The organism is Nonomuraea sp. NPDC001636, from assembly GCF_040298265.1.
GTDB lineage: Bacteria > Actinomycetota > Actinomycetes > Streptosporangiales > Streptosporangiaceae > Nonomuraea.
The window spans coordinates 33547-52507 of record NZ_JBEOZT010000008.1 but is presented as its reverse complement, the minus strand read 5'-3'; the positions used below and the strand labels follow the sequence as shown (position 1 = coordinate 52507).

The window sequence follows — 18961 nt, the reverse complement described above, 5'->3', positions numbered from 1 at the left end:
TCTTCCCCCCCCCCCCCCGCATGCCTATCAAAACCACCCCCCCCCCCGCAACCCCACACAAAACAACCCCCCCCCCGGCCCGCCCGCCCCGGCCCGCTTCGAGCTGGTGCGGTCAGCCCTTGGTCCGGACCGTGGCCGACAGTTCGATCGGGAGGGTCGTGCCGTCGGCGGCCAGCGGGCGGACGGTGAAGGTGTAGCTCGTGCGGCCCCGGAGCCCGGTGACCCGAGCCGTCGTCCCCGTCACCCGCATGACCTCCGTGCCGCCGTCGAGGACCGCGTAGCCGATGGCGGTCGGCACGGACGGCCAGGTCAGGGTCACCGACTTGGCGTTGACGTTGCCGACGCCGAGTTCGGCGCCGTTCCAGGTGTTGGGCGTCTCGACCACGAACGCGTCGATGATGAGGAACTTGTCCGCGCCGTTGACGACCTTGATGGTGTGATCGCCCATCGGCAGCCCGGTGAGCTGGAACACCCGCTGGGCGGCCAGCCGTACCGGGGAGTCGCAGTCGACCGTGGCCTTGAGCCGGCCGTCGACGTAGATGTCGATGGTGCTCATGTCGGAGTAGCGTTCGGACAGCAGGCTGATGCCGGTGCCGGTGAAGGTGAACTCGACGGCCTGCCCGGCGCGCCAGCCGGCGTGGACGTCGTCGCCGTGGTCGCCCAGCCCGCGGTCGGGGCTGTAGGTGAAGTCGTCCACGGGGTAGACGATGCGCTTGTCGGTGTCGTTGACGTAGGTGAGCACCACCTTCGGGTCGGTGACGGTGATCCTGTGCTCGCCGGAGAATCCGTCGTGGATCGCGGTGATCGTGGCGGCGCCCCAGGCGCGCGGGGTGACGAGGCCGTCCGCGTCCACGGTGGCGATCGACGGGTCGGAGCTCTTGAAGGTGACGCCCTCGGTGAGCGGGGTGCGGGTGCCGTCCGCGGCGACCGTCGCGACGGACAGCCGGGCGGGCTCGCCGACCTTGAGGGCGCCGGCGCCCGTGACGTCGAGTGCCTTGATCGCGGCGGTGGAGGCGGTGATGGTGAACTTGTCGAGCTCCAGCCCGCTGCCCTCGCTGACGATCCGGAGGGTGTGCAGGCCGGCGGACATCTTGCCCCAGGTGGTCACGTTCGCGTCGTCGGACTTGGGGACGAAGACCGTGTTGCGGTCGCCGTCCACCTCGAACCTGAACGTGGTGTCCTGGGCGGCCGAGCCCTTGAACGTCACCTTGTACATGCCGGTGTGGGGGACGAACACGTTCTCGTAGCGCAGGTAGTCGTTCGGGTCGATGCCGCCGACGACGCCGTCCTCGGTGACGACGCCGGTGTCGGGGCCCTTCCAGTTCCACTCCTGGTCGGTGTTCCACTGCATGGTCCAGCGCTCGGCCTCGACGGTCTGCTCGGACGTGCCCTGCAGGTCGAGCCGCAGCCAGTTCCAGTCGATGCTGCTGCTCGCCTCGATCCAGACGACCTTGACCGAGTGCTTGCCCGCGGTCAGCGGCAGGACGAAGTCCTCGGTCCGCGGGCTGAGCACGCCTGCGGTGGGGCGCAGGCTCAGCGGTCCCGTGGCGTCGGCGCCGTCGACCTCGACGCGGAACTTCAGCGGCTTGTCGTCGACGGTCGAGTAGCGAAGCTGCAGCAGGTACTTGCCGTCGGCGGGGACGCTGACGTCGTCGAAGCGCGACCAGTCGCCGGTGTCGATGGAGGCGACGCCGGGGGTGCCGTCGTCGCTGTCGGCGAGGTCGGTGTTCTGGGTGCCCTGCTGCCCGGTCGCCGACTCGGCCTGGAGGGTGATCGACTCGGGCCGTTCCAGGGTGAACCGCATCCAGTTGAGGAAGAACCAGCGCCCATCGGGCCGGGTGAGCTTGATCGTGTGGCGGCCCTCGGTGAGCGGGATCCGCCGTTCGAAGGTCCGGTAGGTGTTGTAGCCGCCGGAGTCCGGCACCTTGACGGTGGTCACCTCCTTGCCGTCGACCTCGACCTTCAGGTGGTTGGCCTCCTCGGAGGAGGCACGGAACTCGACCCGGTAGGTGCCGGTGGCGGGCACGTCGACGTTGTCGTACTCGGCCGACTCGCCGGCCGCGTCCATGTAGAGCGCGCCGAGGCCGCCCTCGGGCGGGGTCTCGACGCCGTAGGCGCCGGCGGCCGCGGTGTAGTCCTCGTTCTGGATGGTGAACTGCGTCAGCGGGGTCGTCGGCCGCCCGGCCGGCACGGCTCCGGCGGCGACCCGGACGGCGCCGATCGGGTACACCTTGTCCTTGCCGCCCGGCATCGCCAGCTCGATCCGCGGCTTGCCGTCCGCGCCGAGCATGGCGACGGCCACGTCGTAGGAGCCCGCGGGCAGGTCGGACGGGAGGGTGAAGGCCGAGTTGATCTGGCGGACGTCGCCCTTGAAGAGCTTGGTCTGGTCGAGGGCGGCGTCGGTGCCGCGCCACACGACGTGGCCGGTGGATTTGTCGGTGAAGCGCACCTCGACCGGGTAGCGCCGGGGGCTGAAGCCGACCGCGTTGTTGGTCCAGGTGTGCGAGATGCGGAACTCGCCGCCGGGCTCGACCTCGGTGTCGTAGGTCGCGGTGGGCATGAGGAAGCGGTAGCCGGTGAACCGCGCCAGCGTCTCGAACCACTCGCCGTAGGCGTCCTTCATCGGCTGCCAGTTCGCGAAGCCGGTGTTGTTGATGCCCTGGAGGTTGGAGTGGTAGCCCTCCAGCGAGTTCTTCACGAACAGCCGGGGGTTGTTCAGCATGATGGTGGGGTTGTCCCAGTTGGAGCCCTCGGACACCTGGATCATGTCGCGGCGGAGCCTGCGGTTGACGTACGGGGCCTGCGCGGTGTCGCCGTAGTTGTGCCAGACGAAGCCGGCGTTGACCGTGTCGGACCGCACGCCCCAGTTGTCGAACGTGGCCGCCTTCTCGTAGCCGTACACGCTGAACCGCTTGGCCTGGGTGTCGGCGTCGGGGTCGTTCTTGTTCACCTCCGCGCCGGCGTTCTGCATCATGACCATCGACTTGTCGAACGCGTCGTCGTAGATCTTGAGGATCGCCTGGAGCGTCGAGACGCGGGTGGCGTTGTCGGGCCACGGGAAGTTCATCGCGTCGTTCCAGCCCGACCACTCGCCGAACAGGGAGAAGGCGCGCAGGTCCACCCACGCCACGCCCGGGTCGCCGTCGTAGCGGCCGGCGAAGGCGTCCACCGCGCGCTTGAGCCGGTCCAGGTAGATCGGGTTGTAGTAGATCGGCTGCTTGGAGAAGTAGTCGTTGTACGGCGCCATCCGGAAGGGCACCCCGGCCTTGTCGAACAGCCAGGCCGGCGGGTACTCGTACGGGAAGACGCCCGGATCGTTCTTGTAGTCGGGCGCCTCCGACATGAGCAGCTGGAACTCGACCGTCTTGCCCTGCTCGTTCACCCGCTTCATGAACGCGTCGAGGCGGTCCCAGACGAAGACGCCGTCGTCGGGCTCGAAGTCGGCCCAGGCGAGCTGGAGCCGCACCACGTCGGCGTCGGCGGGGATCTTCTTCCTGCCTTCGATGAAGTCGGTGATGCCCGGGTCGTTGGTGAAGGTGTAGCCGGGCGTGCCCGGCGTCCGGTGCGTGTTCACGTCGAACGCGGTGCCGGTGTACGGGTTGCCGTGCAGGATCTCGTGGGTGTCGGAGAAGGTCACCGTCGTACGGCCGGCGGCCGGTTCGGCGGCGGAGGCGGCGGGCGCGGGCAGCACCAGTAAGGCGGCGGTCATCGTGGCGGCGCCGAGGGCATGGCGGATCATCAGATCTCCAGGGGGACGGGGGCGGCGTCGTGCAGGGAGCGGTAGGCCGCCTCGACGAGGGCGACGGTCCGGTGGCCCGCCCTGGCGTCGGGCTGGCGGGCCTCGCCGTCGCGGACGGCGTCGAGGAAGGCGCGGATGAGCAGGTCGTCGAGCGGCGCGCCGTACCCGTGGGCGAGCGGGCCGCCGTTCCATCCGGTGAGGACCCCGGAGAAGGGCGCGATGTCGGCCACGCCCTCGGTGCCGATCACGGTGAGGGTGACCAGGTCGCCGGTGTTGGGACGGCCGGGCGGGCGCGACCAGGAGCAGTCGATGGAGGCGATGACCCCGTCGCGGTAGCGCAGGGAGACCAGCCCGGCGGTCTCGACGGCCTTGCCCGGGTTGGGGATGGAGTTGGCGATCGCGTAGACCTCGACCGGGTCGTCGTCCAGCAGGTCGGCGAGCAGGTCGGCGACGTGCACGACGTGGTCGGTCAGGGCGCCGCCGCCGCTGCTCGCCGGATCGGTGAACCAGTCCCGGCTGGTGGGGACGCCGCCGCAGTTGGTGGCCGCGATCGACACGATCCGGCCGAGGTCGCCCCGCCGTACCGCGGCCCGCAGGTCGGCGTAGGCCGGCGCGAAGCGGACGGGGAAGGCGGTCATGAGGACGGTTCCCGCGGCGCGGGCGGCCGCCAGCATCGCGGTGGCGTCGGCGAGCGAGGTGGCGAGCGGCTTCTCGCAGAGCACGTGCACGCCCTCGGCGGCGGCGCGCAGCGCGAACTCCCGGTGCCGCGTGTTCTCGGCGCAGATCACCACGCCGTCGGGCCGCCAGGCCCACAGTTCGTCCTCGGTCCGGAAGGCGGTGACGCCGTCCGGGACGCCGTCGTAGCCGTCGGCGTAGGCGCCGATCTCCACGTCGTCGCAGCGCAGGAGCGCGGCGGCGTACTCGGCGGCGTGCAGGTGGGCGAAGGAGAGCAGGGCGATCTTCATGCGGCTTCCAGGGGCTTGAGGTCGACCGGCCGGCCTTCGGCGGCCGAGCGGGCGACGGCGTCGGCGATGCGCATGGCGGCCAGGCCGTCCAGCGCGGTGACGCGGGGCGGGACACCGGTGGCGACCGAGCGGACGAAGTCCTCGATCTCGGCCCGGTAGGGGCTGGTCAGCGGGGAGAAGTCGGGCAGGATGTCGGGCGCGGGCACGGCGTCGCCCTGGTAGCGGTAGGGGCGGCGCTCGTCGGAGTCGGCGTGCAGCAGCCCGTGCGAACCGGCCACCTCGAACAGCGTCCTGAACTCGATCGGCGCGGTGGTCCAGGTCGCCGTCAGCACGGAGATCGAGCCGTTGGCGTGGGTGAGGAACGCCTGGGTGCTCTGGCTGCCGCCGACCGCGTGGGTGCGGGCGAAGACGCGCTCGACCTCTCCCCCGATCCAGCGCGCCATGTCGATGTCGTGGATCATGAGGTCGAGCAGCACGCCGCCGGAGAGCGCCTCGTCCAGGAACCAGCCGCCGGCCGGGCTGCGGCCCTGGCGGGTGTGCCGCTGCACGGCGACGCTGCCGATGTCGCCGCGGGTGACGGCCCGGTGCAGTTCGGCGTACTCGGCGAAATAGCGTACGACGTGCGCGGGGAACAGCGGGACCCCGGCGTCGGCGAAGCGGGCGACCAGGTCCTCCGCCTCGGGGAGCGTACGGGTCAGCGGCTTCTCGCAGATCGTCGGCAGGCGGTGACCGAGCGCGGCGAGCGCCAGTTCGTAGTGGGTGTGGGTCGGCGTGCAGATGTCGACGACGTCCGCCGCCTCGAACAGGGCGTCCAGGCTGGGGACGGTCCGGCCGCCGCCGTGGCGCCGGGTCAGCGCCTCGGCGTCGTCGGCGATCGAGTGGACGACGACGTCGTGGCCGAGGTCGAGCCAGGCCGGGAGGTGCGCGTTGGCGATGCCACCGGCGCCGATGAGTCCGACCGTTGCGTGCATGGGGGATCCGTTTCTTGTCATTTGCCGATGCCTTGCGTCATGCCGTTGACGATGCGGCGGCCGAACCAGAGATAGGTCGCGATCATCGGGAGCACCACGATGACGACGCCGGCGAAGAGCCCACCCCAGTTCGAGGTGTACTGCATGTTGGAGTAGAAGTTGAGCAGGGCGACGTTGAGGGTCTGCGCGCTCTGGTCGGGCACGAGCATCAGCACGATCACGGTCTCGTTCCACAGGCTCAGCGCGTTCAGCACGGCCACGGTCGTGATGCCGGGCTTGGCCAGCGGCACCATGATCTGCAGGAAGGTGCGGAACGGCGACGCGCCGTCGAGAGCGGCCGCCTCCTCCACGTCGCCGGGCAGCGAGCGGAAGTAGCCGATGAGCACGAAGATGCTGAACGGCAGGCTGAGCACGACGTAGAACAGCGTGACGGTGATCCGCGTGTCCCAGACGCCGGTGACCCAGTCGATCATGAACCGGGACAGCCCCGCCCCGATGAGCACCATGGGGACGGCGAACGCCTGGAACGGGATGCTCATGCCCACCGCGAAGAAGGTCGCGACAGGGCCGCTGGAGCGCCCGCCCAGCCGTGCCACCGCGTAGGCGGCGGGGATGGACAGCGCCATGATGAGCACGACGGACACGAGCGTGAGGACCACCGAGTTGATCGCGGCGGCGCCGAGCCCGGAGTCCGACCACGCGGTGGCGAAGTTCTCCCACATCCAGGTGGCGGGCAGGCCGGCCGGGTTGTCGAAGATCTCCCGCGAGCTCTTCAGCGAGTTCAGCAGGACCCAGACCACCATGCCGACGTTGAACAGCGCCCAGGCCCAGATCAGGGCCCTGATCAGGGCGAGCCCGGCGCGGATCATGCCAGCTCCAGTCGTTCGCGCCGCTGGATCCTGCGCGACAGGACGATCAGGACGGCGGTGATCACCGTCATCACGATCCCGATCGCCGCGGCCTCGCCGAGCTGGGCCAGGCCGCCCTCACGGCCGCCGGTGACCCGGAGGTACTGCTCGACGGCGAGGGTCCTGGCCTCGGGGGGCGGGGTGCCCGCCGTGCCGACGAAGGCGATGACGATCTCGAAGGTCTTGATGCCGGCGATCGCCCAGAGCGAGGCGGCGATGGCCAGCATGTCCCTGGTCAAGGGGAGCGTGACGTACCGGAACTGCTGGAGCTCGCTCGCGCCCTCGATCCTGGCCACCTCGTAGTAGCTCGGCGGGATGCCGTCGACCGCGGACATCACCAGCACGACGTAGAAGCCGGCCGCGCTCCAGACCACGCCGGCCATGATCACGTTGAAGATCAGCTCGGGGGCCAGCCAGGGCTGGCGCAGCTCGGACAGGCCGAGGGCCCCCAGCACGGTGTTGATCAGTCCGTCCGGGTTGAAGAGGAACGAGACGGCGAGGCCCACGGCGATGGGCGAGATCATGAACGGCAGGAAGACGGCGGCCCGGATGAACGCGCTGCCGCGCGCCGCACGCAATACGATCATGGAGGCGCCGGCGATGAGGAACAGCGCCAGGCCCACGACCAGCGTCAGGACCAGCGTCTGCACGAACGAGGCACGGAACAGCTCACTCCCGGCCATCGACACGTAGTTGGCGAAGCCGACCCAGGACAGCTCGGTCCCGAGCCCTGACCACTCGGCGAAGCTGAGCACGACGCCGAACAACGACGGCAGCACGAAGAAGACCAGGTAGGCGATCAGTGCGGGAAGCAGCATCGGCAGGTACAGCCGGCGGCGCTCGCCCTGGAGCGCGCCGCGGGGCGCCTTCGCCCGCCTGCCCGCGGACGGAGCCCGCAGGGCGGTGTCGGACACGGTCACGGTCATCCGTTCATGGCGGCGGTCTTCGCCTTGCCCTCGGCCAGGAACTCCTCGGCGCTGAGCTTGCCGGCGACGAACTTGTCGTCGAGGGGGAGGAAGACGTCGGCCAGCCACTTGGGCTGCACGGTCGAGACGCCGTCGCCGTCGAGCGTGACCTGCTCCGCGTCGCGGATGGACGCCTGCAGCTGCTGGAGCTCCACCGGGGCGGGCGAGTCGGCGCGCGCGGGGATGTTGGCCGCGTCGGTGCCGACGCGGTCGATGTACTTCTTCTGCATGGCGAACGCCAGGAAGTCGGCGACCGCCTTCTGGTTCTTCGACTTGGCGTTCACGCCCCAGCCGAGCGCGCCGACCGTGGCGACCGCGCCCTTGGCGGGGTCGACCGGCGGGAAGGCGATGATGCGGGGCTTGACCGCGGCGGCGCGCAGCGAGGCGGTCTCGCTGCCGAGCCAGGAGCCGTTCAGGATGAAGCTGTGCTTGCCGCCCGCCCAGGCGTTCTGCGCGGCCGGGAACTTGGTGGCCATGTAATCGGGCTCGAACAGATCGGCCTTCACCAGCGACTCCAGCGCCTTGGCCGCCCGCTTCACCTCGGGCAGGTCCCAGGCGGCCGGGTCGGCGGCGAGCTTCAGCAGGATGCCGGGGCCGGCCGTGGACAGCAGCATCTGGTGGATCCAGAAGGAGTTGTAGGCGTTGACCGAGCCGTCGAGCGCGATCGGCGCGCGGCCGGACGCCTTCTCCTTCTTGGCGATCTCCAGCAACTCGTCGAACGACTTGGGGGCGAAGTCGGGATACTTGGCGGAGTCGTACCACAGGCCGATGGAGAAGACGCTGTGCGGGACGAAGCCGTACCCCTTGTCGTCGCTGATGGCCTTGAGCACGCTCTTCGGCAGGACCTCCTCGATGGTCCTGTCCTCGCCCGGGATCTTGGTCCTGAAGATCGGGCCCATGTCGCCGAGCACGCCGGCGGTGCGGAACTCGGCGGTGTGGTCGATGGCGGTGTCGAAGAAGTCGGGACCGGCGCCGGTGGCGACCGCGTTCTTGACCTGCTGCTCCTGGCCCTGTGCGAGCCACTGGACGTCGATCTTGACGCCGGTCTGCCGGGTGTAGTCGGCGATGACGCTCTCGAAGAGGTTCGCCTGCGGGGTGCCCTTGGCCCACTTGCCCCAGTAGAGGAGGCTCGCGGGCGCGGCGCCGGCGGAGGCCGACGGACCGGCGTCCTGGAGCTTCTGGCCGCACGCGCCGAGGGCGAGCACGGCGGAGGCGCAGGTGGCGAGGGCTATGGCGCGATTGCGCATGGATGGTCCCTTCTGGCTGGGAGGCACGGTTGGCAATAATAAATACACTTTGTGTTTTAATGGAAGACGTCTTAGGAAACGAAAGGGCCACGTGAGTGCTGATCGGACGTGAAGCGAGCCTGCTGCGCCAGCCCGTGGGCCAGTCGCGCCTGCGCCGCATCAATTCGCTGGCGGTGATCGAGGCCATCCGCCTGGAGCCCCTCACCATCCCGGCGATCGCCCAGGCCGTCGGGCTGTCGAAGACCGCGGCCGACACGGTGGTGGGCGACCTCGTGGCCCTCGGCTGGGTGACGACCGTCGAGCCCCTCTCCCCCACCGGAGCCGGGCGGCCGGCCAACCGCTACCGGTTCAACGCGGGCGCGGCCGTCGTCGCCGGCATCGACATCGGCCAGCACACCACCCGCGCCGAGCTCGCCGACCTGAACGGCGAGGTCCTGGCCACGCGCTCGATCACCGTCTCCGTCGCGGACCCGCCCGAGGCCGTCCTGGCCGACGCCGTCGAGGTGGTCGACCAGCTCCTCACCGCGCAGGGCCGCGGGCGCTCCGACGTGTGGGCGATGGGGGTGTCCGTGCCCGCCGTGGTCTACCAGGACGTCGTCACGCGCGGCCTCGACGACTGGGAGGGGCTGAACGTGCGGACCGCCTTCGCGTCGTCCTTCGAGTGCCCCATCGCCGTCGAGAACGACTCGAACCTGGCCGCGTTCGCCGAGGCGTGGAAGGGCAGCGCCGCCGAGGCCGGTTCGATGGTCTACGTGCACTCCGGCAACCGCACCGGGGCGGGGGTCGTCCTGAACAACGCCGTCGTGCGGGGCGCGAACGGCGCCGCCGGCGAGATCGGCGCGCTGCCGCAGATGGGCTGGGAGCATGCCCAGCAGCACCTGCACGACGTCGAGCTCACCGACGGCCGCCGGGTCAGCAGGGAGGGCGTGTTCGACGCCGCGACCGCGGGCGACCCGCTCGCCGTGGCCGCCGTCGACCGGTTCGCCGACGTCATCGCGATCGGCATCGCCGCGCTGGTGCTCACCGTCGACCCCGAGATCGTGGTCGTCGGCGGCGGCAACGTCCAGGCGGGCGACACCTTTCTCGACCCGCTGCGCCGCCACGTCGAGAGGCTGTGCACCGTACGGCCGGCGCCCCCGATCGTCCCCTCCGCGTTGAAGGAACGCGCGTCGATCACCGGCGCGGGCGGCCTGGCCGCCACCTCCGTCATGGAACAGCTCTACGCCTCGGCCCTGGGCGGCAAGACGCTCTCCAGCGCCTCGACGCCGCCCTGGAAATGGTAAGAACCGAAGAAGGATCCCCCCGTGCCCATGCAGCCCTGGTTCACCGACGCCAAGCTCGGCATCTTCGTCCACTACGGCCTCTACGCCGTCGAGGGAGTGGCCGAGTCCTGGTCGTTCTACTACGGCGACATCTCCCGTGAGGACTACCTGGCCCAGATCGGCGGATTCACCGCCGACGGTTACGACCCCGCGGCATGGGCGGAGCTGTTCGCCCAGGCCGGAGCCCGGTACGCCGTGCTCACCACCCGGCACCACGACGGCTTCGCGCTGTGGGACACCGCGTACGGCGACCTGAACGTCACCGCCTCCCCGGCGGGACGCGACCTGGTCGGCCCCTTCGCGGACGCGCTGCGTGAGCGCGGGCTGAAGGTCGGGCTGTACTACTCGCACTCCGACTGGAACCACCCCGACTACCCCAGCGTCGTCGGCCCGCAGGCCCACCCGAGCCCCTACGTGACTCCCCCGGAGGGCCAGGAGGACCCGGCCGCGTGGGCCCGCTACCTGGCCTACCGCGACGGCCAGGTCGACGAGCTCGTCGAGCGGTACCGGCCCGACCTGCTGTGGTTCGACGGCGAATGGGAACGCTCGGAGGAGCAGTGGGGCATCGACGCCCTCGCCGACCGCATCCTCGCCGTGGGGCCGCAAACCGTGCTCAACGCGCGCATGCTCTCGCGCGGCGACTACGCGACGCCGGAACAGGGCGTCCCCATCACGCCGCCCGACGGCCCGTGGGAGCTGTGCCTCACCGTCAACGACAACTGGGGCTTCCGCCCGCACGACACCAACCACAAGCCCGTGGGCCACCTGGTCCGCTACTTCGCCGAGACCATCGGCGCGGGCGGCAACCTCCTGCTCGACGTCGGCCCCACCGCCGACGGCCGCATCCTGCCCGAACAGGCCGACCGCCTGAAGGGCCTCGGCGCCTGGATCGACCGGCACGCGGAGGCGGTGTACGGCACGACCGCCGGGCTGCCGGCGGGCCACCACTACGGCCCGAGCACGCTGTCCGCCGACCGCAGGACCCTGTACCTGACCTGCTTCGACCCGCCCCGCGACACGGTGACGGTGCGCGGGCTGCGCAACGCCGTCCTGCGCGCCAGGGTGGTCGGCGCCGACTGCGAGCTCGGGCACTCGATCACCGGGGAGCTCAACGGGGTGCCCGGCGTCCTGTGGATCGACGCGCCACCCGCGCACGCGATCGACCCGCACGCCACGGTGCTCGCCCTGGAACTCGACGGCGAGCTGGACCTCTACCGCGGCAGCGGCCGCGACTGACCGTCACGGACCGAGGGTGCGCCCGGGAGGAGCGGGCGGTTCGAGCGGGCTACAAGTGCGTTGCAGCCGAGCCACAAGCGGGCTTCCCTAGCCTCGTGATCATGCTGACGACCCTCGTTGTGACCGCCTCCCTCCTGTTGACCGGCGCACCCGCGCAAAGTGCGGCGACCAAGCCGCTGACCTTCCGCGGCATGACGCTCCAGATCCCCGCCGCCTGGAAGGTCGGGAAGGAGGACAGGTGGGGCATCCACGTCAGGACCGGCCGCTGCGACCGGCTCGCCGTGGAGTGCCGCGGGTTCTACCTCGTCGGGCCGGAGGGCATCTCTCTGGCCCGCCACGGCAACCCCTACAGCCCCGAGGAGCAGTACCACCCGGGCAACGGGCTCGCGAGCTGCGTACCCGACAAGCGCTACATAGAGGACTTCCCCGGCAAGCTCGTCGGCCGTGGCGTCCGTCCGGTCGGCGCGGGGCACAAGGCCACCTACCGCGTCTGGCGTGTCGGCTGCTCGACGCAGTCGGCCAAGCGGACCGGCGTCTCCTACCAGGAGCGGATCTGGCACCTGCCCAAGTCGAAGATCCTGGTCTTCGACCAGTGGAGCGACAACCGGCTCGGCCCGATCCTCCAGCGGGCCACCTGGAGCTGACCCCGCCGGTCGCGGTGCTCGCGCCCGGCTCGGCCGGGCCGTTCAGGCCGAGTGAGCGCGTTCCTCCTTGCCGGCGAGCCAGAAGAAGACCGGCGGCAGGACGAGTTCGATGACCGCCAGCACGACCTGGAACCCGTGCGGCGGGCCGGACACGGCGAGCGAGAGCAGCCGGCCCACGCCGCCCAGCAGGAAGACGGCGGCCAGCCACCGCACCACCCCGGCCGGGATCGGGCGCTGCCGCGCCGCCCACACCCACGCCAGCCCGTAGCCGGCGAAGGCGGCCCCCATGAACCGGCCCCAGCTGTCGATCGTCGGCCCCGCGGCAGCGGCGCCGGGGATCGCCGCGTTGCCGAGCGCCACGTGCAGCAGGCCGATCAGCACGCAGGCCCACCCCATCAGCCGGGCGAGCGTACGGAGCGCCTTGACCATGATCTCTCCCGCCATAGTTGACATGTGTCTACTACGGTGGCGCGTCTAGTAGACGTGTGTCAACTAGACTTGGTCCATGCCTCCACGCCGGCGACTCACCCCTGACGGGCGCCACGCCCAGCTCCTCGCCGTCGGCGCCCGGCTCTTCGCCGCGCACCCCTACGCCGACGTGCTGATGGAGGAGGTCGCCGAGCAGGCCGGCGTGTCACGGGCGCTGCTCTACCGGCACTTCCCGAGCAAGCAGGCCCTCTTCGCCGCCGTCTACCAGCAGGCCGCGGACCGGTTGCTCGCCGAGACGCGGCTCGACCCCGCCCAGTCGCTGCGCGAGCAGCTCGGGCAGGGCATGGACGTCCATCTCGACTACTTCGTGGCCAACCGCAACGCCGTCCTCGCCGCGAACCGGGTGCTCGCGGGCGATCCGGTGATCCAGACGATCATGTCGAACGAGCTGGACGCGCTCCGGGCGAGGCTGCTGGCGGTCCTTCCGCTCGCGGGCGACGACGTCCGGGAGGCCGTCTCCGGGGTCCTGAAGAGCTGGCTGGTCTTCGTCCAGGTCCTCTGCGTCGACTGGCTCACCCGCGAGACCTGCACGCGCGACCAGCTGCGCGACATCTGCGTCGGCGCGGCCCTCGGCGCCCTCGAACCCCTGCTCCCCGACGACCCGGCGAACCGCTGACGGACACGTCGCGCACGCCGCCCCCCGGGGAATGCGGCGGCGAGGCCGGTTCGAGGACTGAATGAGGGCGAATCACGGCGGAATGCCCTAGTGTCATGATCTTGGTGGGGGGACCAGTCCCTCACCGGTCGTGCCCGTGACCGGACAGGAGCCCACGATGGTCCACCCCTCGCAGGAGCGCCTGCCCGAGCAGGATACCCGCAGGCCGTCCGGCCTCCTCCGGGCGCGGCGGCTCTCCTGCCCCCCTCACTGACGACGAGCTTCCGGCTCGTGAGCCAATGACGAAAGAAGCAATGAAACTATCCATCTTGTCCCTCGCCGGCATGAGCGCCGTTCTGCTCGGCGTCATGACGACGGCCGTCGTCCCCGCCGCCGCCGCCGAGGAGACCCTGCGTACCGTGGCGGCGGCCCGGAACCTGCGCATCGGGGCGGCCGTCAACGACCGCGCCCTGGAGACCGACAACGGCTACCGCGACAAGCTCAAGTACGAGTTCAACAGCGTGACCCCCGAGAACGCCATGAAATGGGTCAACGTCGAGCCCGAACGGAATGTGCACACCTGGGCCAAGGCGGACGCCGTCGTCTCCTTCGCCGAGGAGAACAAGCAGACGGTCCGCGGTCACACCCTCGTCTGGCACGGCGGTCTGCCCACCTGGGTCACCAACGGCTCACTCAGCGACGAGCAACTGCGCGACGCGCTCCGGCAGCACATCGAGACCACCGTCAAGCGTTACGCCGGCCGGGTGGCCGTATGGGACGTCGTCAACGAGGTCCTCGCCGAGGACGGCACCCTCAGGCAGTCCATCTGGCTCAAGCGCCTGGGCCCCGGCTACATCGCCGACGCCTTCCGCTGGGCCCACGCCGCCGACCCCGCGGCCAAGCTCTACATCAACGACTTCAACGCCGAGTGGAACAACCCCAAGCGGACCGGCCTGTACAACCTCGTACACGACCTGCGGGCCCAGGGCGTGCCGATCGACGGCGTCGGCTTCCAGACCCACTCCCTGATCCAGGACCCGGTGCCCGACACGATGCCGCTGACGCAGCTCAAGGGCACTCTGCAGATGTTCGCCGGGCTGGGCGTCGACGTGGCCGTCACCGAGCTGGACGTCCGGCTCAAGCTGCCGGTGGACGCGAGCAAGCTGGCCGCCCAGGGTGAGGTCTACCGCCGGGCCGCCGCGGCGTGCCTGGCCGTCGCCCGCTGCGTGTCCCTGTCCATGTGGAGCCTCACCGACAAGTACTCGTGGGTGCCGTCCGGGGTTCCCGGCTGGGGTGCGGCCCACCCGCTGGACGAGCAGCTGGCCAAGAAGCCCGCCTACCTCCAGCTGCGGTCCGCGCTGACGGAGCGGGACTTCACCTCGACCGCCGTCGCGGGCCACTCCGACAAGTGCCTGTCCTTCTCCGGCACCCAGGTCGTCCAGGCGGCGTGCGGGACGGACCAGCGGCTGCTGTTCCGCCGCGTGGCGACGAAGACCTACCAGATCTCCGACCCGTCCGGAGACCAGTGCCTCAAGGTGGGCACCCCGAGGGCGGGGATCCAGGACACCCTGACCCGCGGCTCGTGCGCGCCCCTGCTCACCGACTACCGGTTCGAGCTGCGTCCGTCGGGGGACGGCCAGCAGATCGTGTCCGTCAGCAACTCCCGATGCGTCGCCGTCAAGGATCGGAGCACCGCCACGGGAGCCGTGATCGAACTGGTGCCGTGCTCGGGCACCCCGGTCTGGGAGCTGGCCGGCATGCCGGGACACCCGTAGCAGCCGGGAAGAGCCCGGTCCCCGTCCGGCGTGCGGCGGGACGGCGGCCGGGACAGGTGACCCGGCCGGGACGGGACACCGCTCCCGTGTGCTCCCGGGGATCTCTGTGACAATCTGGGCGGCGTGCCCGATCCCTCCGCCGGCAGCCGCGTCCCGGCCCCGCCGGATCAGCGCGCCCAAGCTCCCCAGGACGCTGCCGCCGCGGCTCCCCCGGACGCCGTGCGGCGGGCGTCCACGGCCGCGGCCGATCGGCGGCTCGCGGCAGGGGCGCTGGCGCTCGCCGGGCTGTCCGTCCTGGCCGCCGTGACCGCTGCCTGGATCGACGTGGCGACCGGGACGGTCATCCGGCCCGAACCGCTGAACTGGGCCGTGTGGGCGTCCGCGGTCCCCGCCGCGGCCCTGGCGGTCGCCGGAGGCGTGCTGGCGGTCCGGGTGCCGCGCCATCTCATGACCTGGCTGCTGATCGCCGGCGGGGTCGTGTCGAGCGTGAACGGCCTGGCCGGCGCGTACGCGGTGCTGTCGCTGACCCGTCACGGCGGCGCGCTGCCGCTGACCCCGGCCGCCGTCTACGCCGGCGCGCGCCTGGGCCCGCTGCTCAACCTGCTGCCGCTGCTCGTGCTGCTGTTCTTCCCCGACGGACGGCTGCCCTCACCGCGCTGGCGGCCGGCCGCCTGGCTCTCGCTCGGCGCGACGGCCCTGACGGTCGTGGTGTTCCTCGGCGTCCCCTGGCGCGTCGAGTCGTCCGGCGGCCACTGGCCCGGCATCGACGCGCCGCTCCCGCCGATCCCGGACGCGGTGTGGCGCGCGGGGACGGCGGCGGCGCCCGCCCTGCTGGTGGTGAGCCTCCTCGTCTCGGTGGCGGCGTTCGCGTGGCGGTTCAGGGGCTCGCGGGGCGTGCTGCGGGCGCAGTTGCGCTGGATGTTGCTGGCGGCGTTGGTGAACGCGATCATGATCGTGGTGCCCGCCGTGGTGAGCGGGCTGCCGCGGGACTTCGCGTTCGTCGCCTCGCTGGTGGCGCTCGCCGCGGCGGTCCTGATCGCGGTGAGCAGGTACCGGCTCTACGACATCGATCCGCTGCTCGGCTGGGCCCTGCTGTACGGCGGCCTCGCGCTGGCCGTCGTCGCGGTCGACGTGCCGATCTTCGCCGGGCTGGGGGCGCTGATCGGCGAGCCGGAGGCGGCCGTGCTGGCGGCGGTCGCGGTGGGCGTCATCTACGCCCCGCTGCGGGAGCGGGTGCGGCGGTGGGTCGACCGGGTGCTGGCCGGACGGACCGAGCCGTACGAGGTGGTCTCGGCCCTGGCCCGGCGGCTGGAGGAGTCGGCCCGGCCCGAGGAGCTGCTGTTGCAGGTCGCCAAGGCCGTGTCGGCGACGTTCGGCTCGCCGTACGCGCGGGTCGAGCTGGACCGCGCGGACGGGCGGACCGTCATCGTGGAGCACGGCGTCCCGGCCGGGGACGTCATCGTGCTGCCCTTCGCCTACCGCGAGGCGGCGATCGGCCGGCTCGCCCTCGTGCCGCGCCCCGGCACCTGGCCGGCCGAGTCCGACCAGCGCCTGCTGGCCGACGTCGTCCGCCAGGCCGCCGCCGCCATCCGCGCGACCGCGCTGACCGAGGAACTGCAGCACAGCCGCGAACGCCTGGTCACCGGCGTGGCCGAGGAGCGGCGGCGGCTGCGCAGGGACCTGCACGACGGGCTGGGCCCCACCCTGGCCGCCGCCGCGCTGAAGGTGCAGGCCGCGCACAACCTGCTCACCCGCGACACCGGCGCGGCCCGCGAGGCGCTGGAGCAGGTCAAGACGGATCTGGGCACCATGCTCGGCGACGTCCGGCGGCTCGTGCACAACCTGCGGCCGCCGGCTCTCGACCAGTTCGGCCTGGCGGGCGCGCTGCGCCACGAGGCCGCCAGGTTCCGCGACGGCGGTCTCGCCGTCCAGGTGGAGACCGAAGGGGAGCTGGCGGCGCTGCCGGCGGCGACCGAGGTGGCGGCCTACCGGATAGTCTGCGAGGCTCTCACCAACGTCGCCCGGCACGCGGGCGCGGGCCACTGCCACGTGCGCGTCGCCGTGGCGGGCGACGAGCTGGAGGTCGAGGTGACGGACGACGGGCGCGGGCTGCTCCCCGGCGCGGTGGTCGGGGTGGGGCTGGTCGGCATGCGCGAACGGGCCGAGGAGCTCGGCGGGCGCTGCGCCGTGTCGGCCGGCGACGCCGGCGGCACCCGCGTGCACGCCGTCCTGCCCGCCTCCGCCGCCCTCTCGGCCGAGGCGGTGACCGCGCCGTGACGCCTCGCGTGCTGCTGGCCGACGACCATCCCGTCTACCGCGACGGCCTGAGGATGATGCTGCACTCCACCGGCGAGGCCGAGGTGGTGGGCACCGCCGCCGACGGCGAGGAGGCGGTCGCCGAGGCCGTGCGGCTGAACCCCGACGTCGTCGTGATGGACCTGCGGATGCCCCGGCTGGACGGCGTGGCGGCGACCGAGCGGATCACCGCCGGCTGCCCCGGCACCCACGTCCTCGTGCTCACGATGCACGAGGACGACGAGAGCGTCTTCGCCGCCATGCTGGCCGGCGCCCGCGGCTACCTGCTCAAGGGCGCCGACCAGACCGAGATCCTGCGCGCGATCACGGCGGTGGCCAGCGGCGAGGTGATCTTCGGGCCCGCGCTGGCCGAGCGGGTGACGCGCTACTTCGCCAGGCTCGCCACCCTGCGCCCGCCGGTCGAGAAGCCGTTCCCGCAGCTCACCACCAGGGAGCGGGAGATCCTCGACCTCATCGCGGCCGGCCTGTCCAACCGGCTGATCGCCGAGAGCCTGTCCCTGTCGCCGAAGACGGTGCGCAACAACGTCTCCAACGTCTTCGCCAAGCTGCAGGTCGCCGACCGCGCCCAGGCCATCATCCAGGCCAGGCAGGCCGGCCTCGGCCAGTGACGGGCGCCCCGCCCGCGCCTTCGCTCCGTCCCGGCCCCCGGCTCACAGGGCGGGACGGACGGCGAGGCGGACGCCGAGGTGGGCGTGCATGCCGAGCAGCCAGGCGGCGCTGACGTACACCGAGACGGCCGAGCCGCCGGCGAGGTCGGCGACCATGGTCACCGGGAACCAGGCGCCCGCGAGCAGCGGCAGCCCGCGGAGGGCGCCCCGGTAGCGGCCCTGCACCGCGATGACGACGCCGAGCACCAGCATGCCGAGCTGGCCGAGCGGCCAGCAGGCGTCCAGGATCATCAGCGGCAGCGGGAAGTCGTCGTGGCGGGCGTAGCCGAAGGACAGCGCGTTGAGCAGGAACGCCCCGGCCAGCACCGCCAGCAGGCCGTAGGGGATGATCCGGGTCCAGCCGTCGCCGGCGCCGCGGGTGACCGCCACGAGCCGGACGAAGGCGAGCAGGCCCGCGACGAACACCATCCCCGTGACGGTGTCGAGGTCGTGGATGCCGTCCTTGATCTTGTCACCCACGATGACGGTGGAGGCCGCCCAGGCGGTGGCGCCGGCGGCCAGGAGCAGCCCGGCGGCCCGGACGTGGCCCGGACGCGCCGCCGGGCGCGCGGGCGGAGGGGTGCCGGGGTCGACGTTGCTCGGGTCGACGCTGCTGGGGACGATGCGCTCGGACACTGCCGTGACTCCTTCGTAGCCGGACGATGACAGCACGATCCCCGGCGGGCGTCCCGGGCGGCCAGGGAGCGGAGCCACGCGCGCCGTCACGGCTCGGCCTCGCCCGGCCCGGGACCCTGGCCCCACCCGCCGCGGGCAGCATCGGGACCGCGCACTCTGGGCGCCCGGGACGCCCGGCGTGAATGATCTCGTCCTGTCCGGAACACGGAAGACCGTTGCAGGGGGAGGTGTAAGAAGAATGAGCATTCGCTTGGACGACCTCGACGGCGCAGCCGAGCTGCCCGAGGACGCGCTGGACGCCGTCGTCGGCGGCGCGGAGCGCCACGTCAAGATGTGCCTGTGGACCGCCAGCAGTCACCTGGGGCAGACCGTCGACAGGCAGGACCACATGCACGTAGTCGTGCTGTAGAGGAAGCGGGGGGGGGGGGGGGGCCCCCCCCCCCCCCCCCCGCGGGGGGCGTTTTTGTTGTTTTTTTTGTTAAAGTGCGGGTGTGAGCAGAGAGGGG

16 protein-coding genes are annotated in these 18961 nt (G+C 71.6%); 8 read left to right on the top strand and 8 right to left on the bottom strand.

What is annotated here, in order from left to right; genetic code table 11:
• Window positions 1-112: 112 nt before the first annotated feature.
• Genes ABT158_RS17580 through ABT158_RS17555 form a run of 6 tightly spaced genes read right to left on the bottom strand, consistent with a single transcriptional unit; the run spans window position 113 to window position 8795 of the window.
• The gene (locus tag ABT158_RS17580; protein WP_352354368.1) at window positions 113-3739 is read right to left on the bottom strand and encodes a carbohydrate-binding protein; all 3627 of its coding nucleotides are present in this window, start codon (window positions 3737-3739) and stop codon (window positions 113-115) included.
• Window positions 3739-4704, bottom strand: coding sequence for a Gfo/Idh/MocA family protein (locus ABT158_RS17575; protein ID WP_352354366.1), 966 nt, complete (start codon window positions 4702-4704; stop codon window positions 3739-3741). Before ABT158_RS17575 ends, ABT158_RS17580 begins: the two co-directional genes overlap by 1 nt.
• On the bottom strand, window positions 4701-5675 hold the full coding sequence (locus ABT158_RS17570) for a Gfo/Idh/MocA family protein (RefSeq protein WP_352354364.1): 975 nt from the start codon (window positions 5673-5675) through the stop codon (window positions 4701-4703). Before ABT158_RS17570 ends, ABT158_RS17575 begins: the two co-directional genes overlap by 4 nt.
• Before the next feature lie 17 nt (window positions 5676-5692).
• Window positions 5693-6544 (bottom strand): carbohydrate ABC transporter permease, encoded by an 852-nt coding sequence (locus ABT158_RS17565; protein WP_352354362.1) that lies wholly within the window; start codon window positions 6542-6544, stop codon window positions 5693-5695.
• Window positions 6541-7509 carry a carbohydrate ABC transporter permease gene (locus ABT158_RS17560; RefSeq protein ID WP_352354360.1) on the bottom strand — a complete coding sequence of 323 codons (969 nt, stop codon included), beginning with the start codon at window positions 7507-7509 and terminating at the stop codon, window positions 6541-6543. The genes ABT158_RS17565 and ABT158_RS17560 overlap by 4 nt, the downstream gene beginning before the upstream one ends.
• Complete coding sequence (locus ABT158_RS17555) at window positions 7506-8795, bottom strand: sugar ABC transporter substrate-binding protein (protein ID WP_352354358.1); 1290 nt, start codon at window positions 8793-8795, stop codon at window positions 7506-7508. Before ABT158_RS17555 ends, ABT158_RS17560 begins: the two co-directional genes overlap by 4 nt.
• Before the next feature lie 95 nt (window positions 8796-8890).
• Here ABT158_RS17555 and ABT158_RS17550 point away from each other — a divergent pair, with 95 nt between their 5' ends.
• From ABT158_RS17550 to ABT158_RS17540, 3 genes are all read left to right on the top strand, one after another.
• A complete protein-coding gene (locus tag ABT158_RS17550) occupies window positions 8891-10078 on the top strand; it encodes an ROK family transcriptional regulator (RefSeq protein WP_352354356.1) in 1188 nt (395 codons plus the stop codon).
• Between the two features lie 27 nt (window positions 10079-10105).
• Window positions 10106-11353, top strand: a complete 1248-nt coding sequence (locus tag ABT158_RS17545; RefSeq protein WP_352354802.1) for an alpha-L-fucosidase — start codon at window positions 10106-10108, stop codon at window positions 11351-11353.
• A gap of 101 nt (window positions 11354-11454) precedes the next feature.
• A complete protein-coding gene (locus ABT158_RS17540) occupies window positions 11455-11997 on the top strand; it encodes a hypothetical protein (protein ID WP_352354354.1) in 543 nt (180 codons plus the stop codon).
• A gap of 42 nt (window positions 11998-12039) precedes the next feature.
• Here the strand turns inward: ABT158_RS17540 and ABT158_RS17535 are convergent, their stop codons facing one another.
• Window positions 12040-12426: a DUF4345 domain-containing protein gene (locus ABT158_RS17535; RefSeq protein WP_352354352.1), complete on the bottom strand. Its 387-nt coding sequence runs from the start codon at window positions 12424-12426 to the stop codon at window positions 12040-12042.
• Between the two features lie 76 nt (window positions 12427-12502).
• On the opposite strand from ABT158_RS17535, the gene ABT158_RS17530 reads away from it, so the two are divergent.
• The 4 genes from ABT158_RS17530 to ABT158_RS17515 all read left to right on the top strand — a co-directional run bounded on the left by ABT158_RS17530 (window position 12503) and on the right by ABT158_RS17515 (window position 17780).
• Window positions 12503-13102: a TetR/AcrR family transcriptional regulator gene (locus tag ABT158_RS17530; protein ID WP_352354350.1), complete on the top strand. Its 600-nt coding sequence runs from the start codon at window positions 12503-12505 to the stop codon at window positions 13100-13102.
• Between the two features lie 323 nt (window positions 13103-13425).
• On the top strand, window positions 13426-14856 hold the full coding sequence (locus ABT158_RS17525; RefSeq protein ID WP_352354348.1) for an endo-1,4-beta-xylanase: 1431 nt from the start codon (window positions 13426-13428) through the stop codon (window positions 14854-14856).
• 123 nt (window positions 14857-14979) lie between these two features.
• Window positions 14980-17133, top strand: coding sequence for a sensor histidine kinase (locus ABT158_RS17520; protein ID WP_352354346.1), 2154 nt, complete (start codon window positions 14980-14982; stop codon window positions 17131-17133).
• On the top strand, window positions 17130-17780 hold the full coding sequence (locus ABT158_RS17515) for a response regulator transcription factor (protein WP_352354345.1): 651 nt from the start codon (window positions 17130-17132) through the stop codon (window positions 17778-17780). Before ABT158_RS17520 ends, ABT158_RS17515 begins: the two co-directional genes overlap by 4 nt.
• Window positions 17781-17822: 42 nt before the next feature.
• Here ABT158_RS17515 and ABT158_RS17510 read toward each other — a convergent pair whose 3' ends face one another.
• Window positions 17823-18455 (bottom strand): hypothetical protein, encoded by a 633-nt coding sequence (locus tag ABT158_RS17510; protein ID WP_352354343.1) that lies wholly within the window; start codon window positions 18453-18455, stop codon window positions 17823-17825.
• Window positions 18456-18693: 238 nt separating this feature from the next.
• Between ABT158_RS17510 and ABT158_RS17505 the strand changes: the two genes are divergently transcribed.
• A complete protein-coding gene (locus ABT158_RS17505; protein WP_352354341.1) occupies window positions 18694-18864 on the top strand; it encodes a hypothetical protein in 171 nt (56 codons plus the stop codon).
• Window positions 18865-18961: the final 97 nt, after the last annotated feature.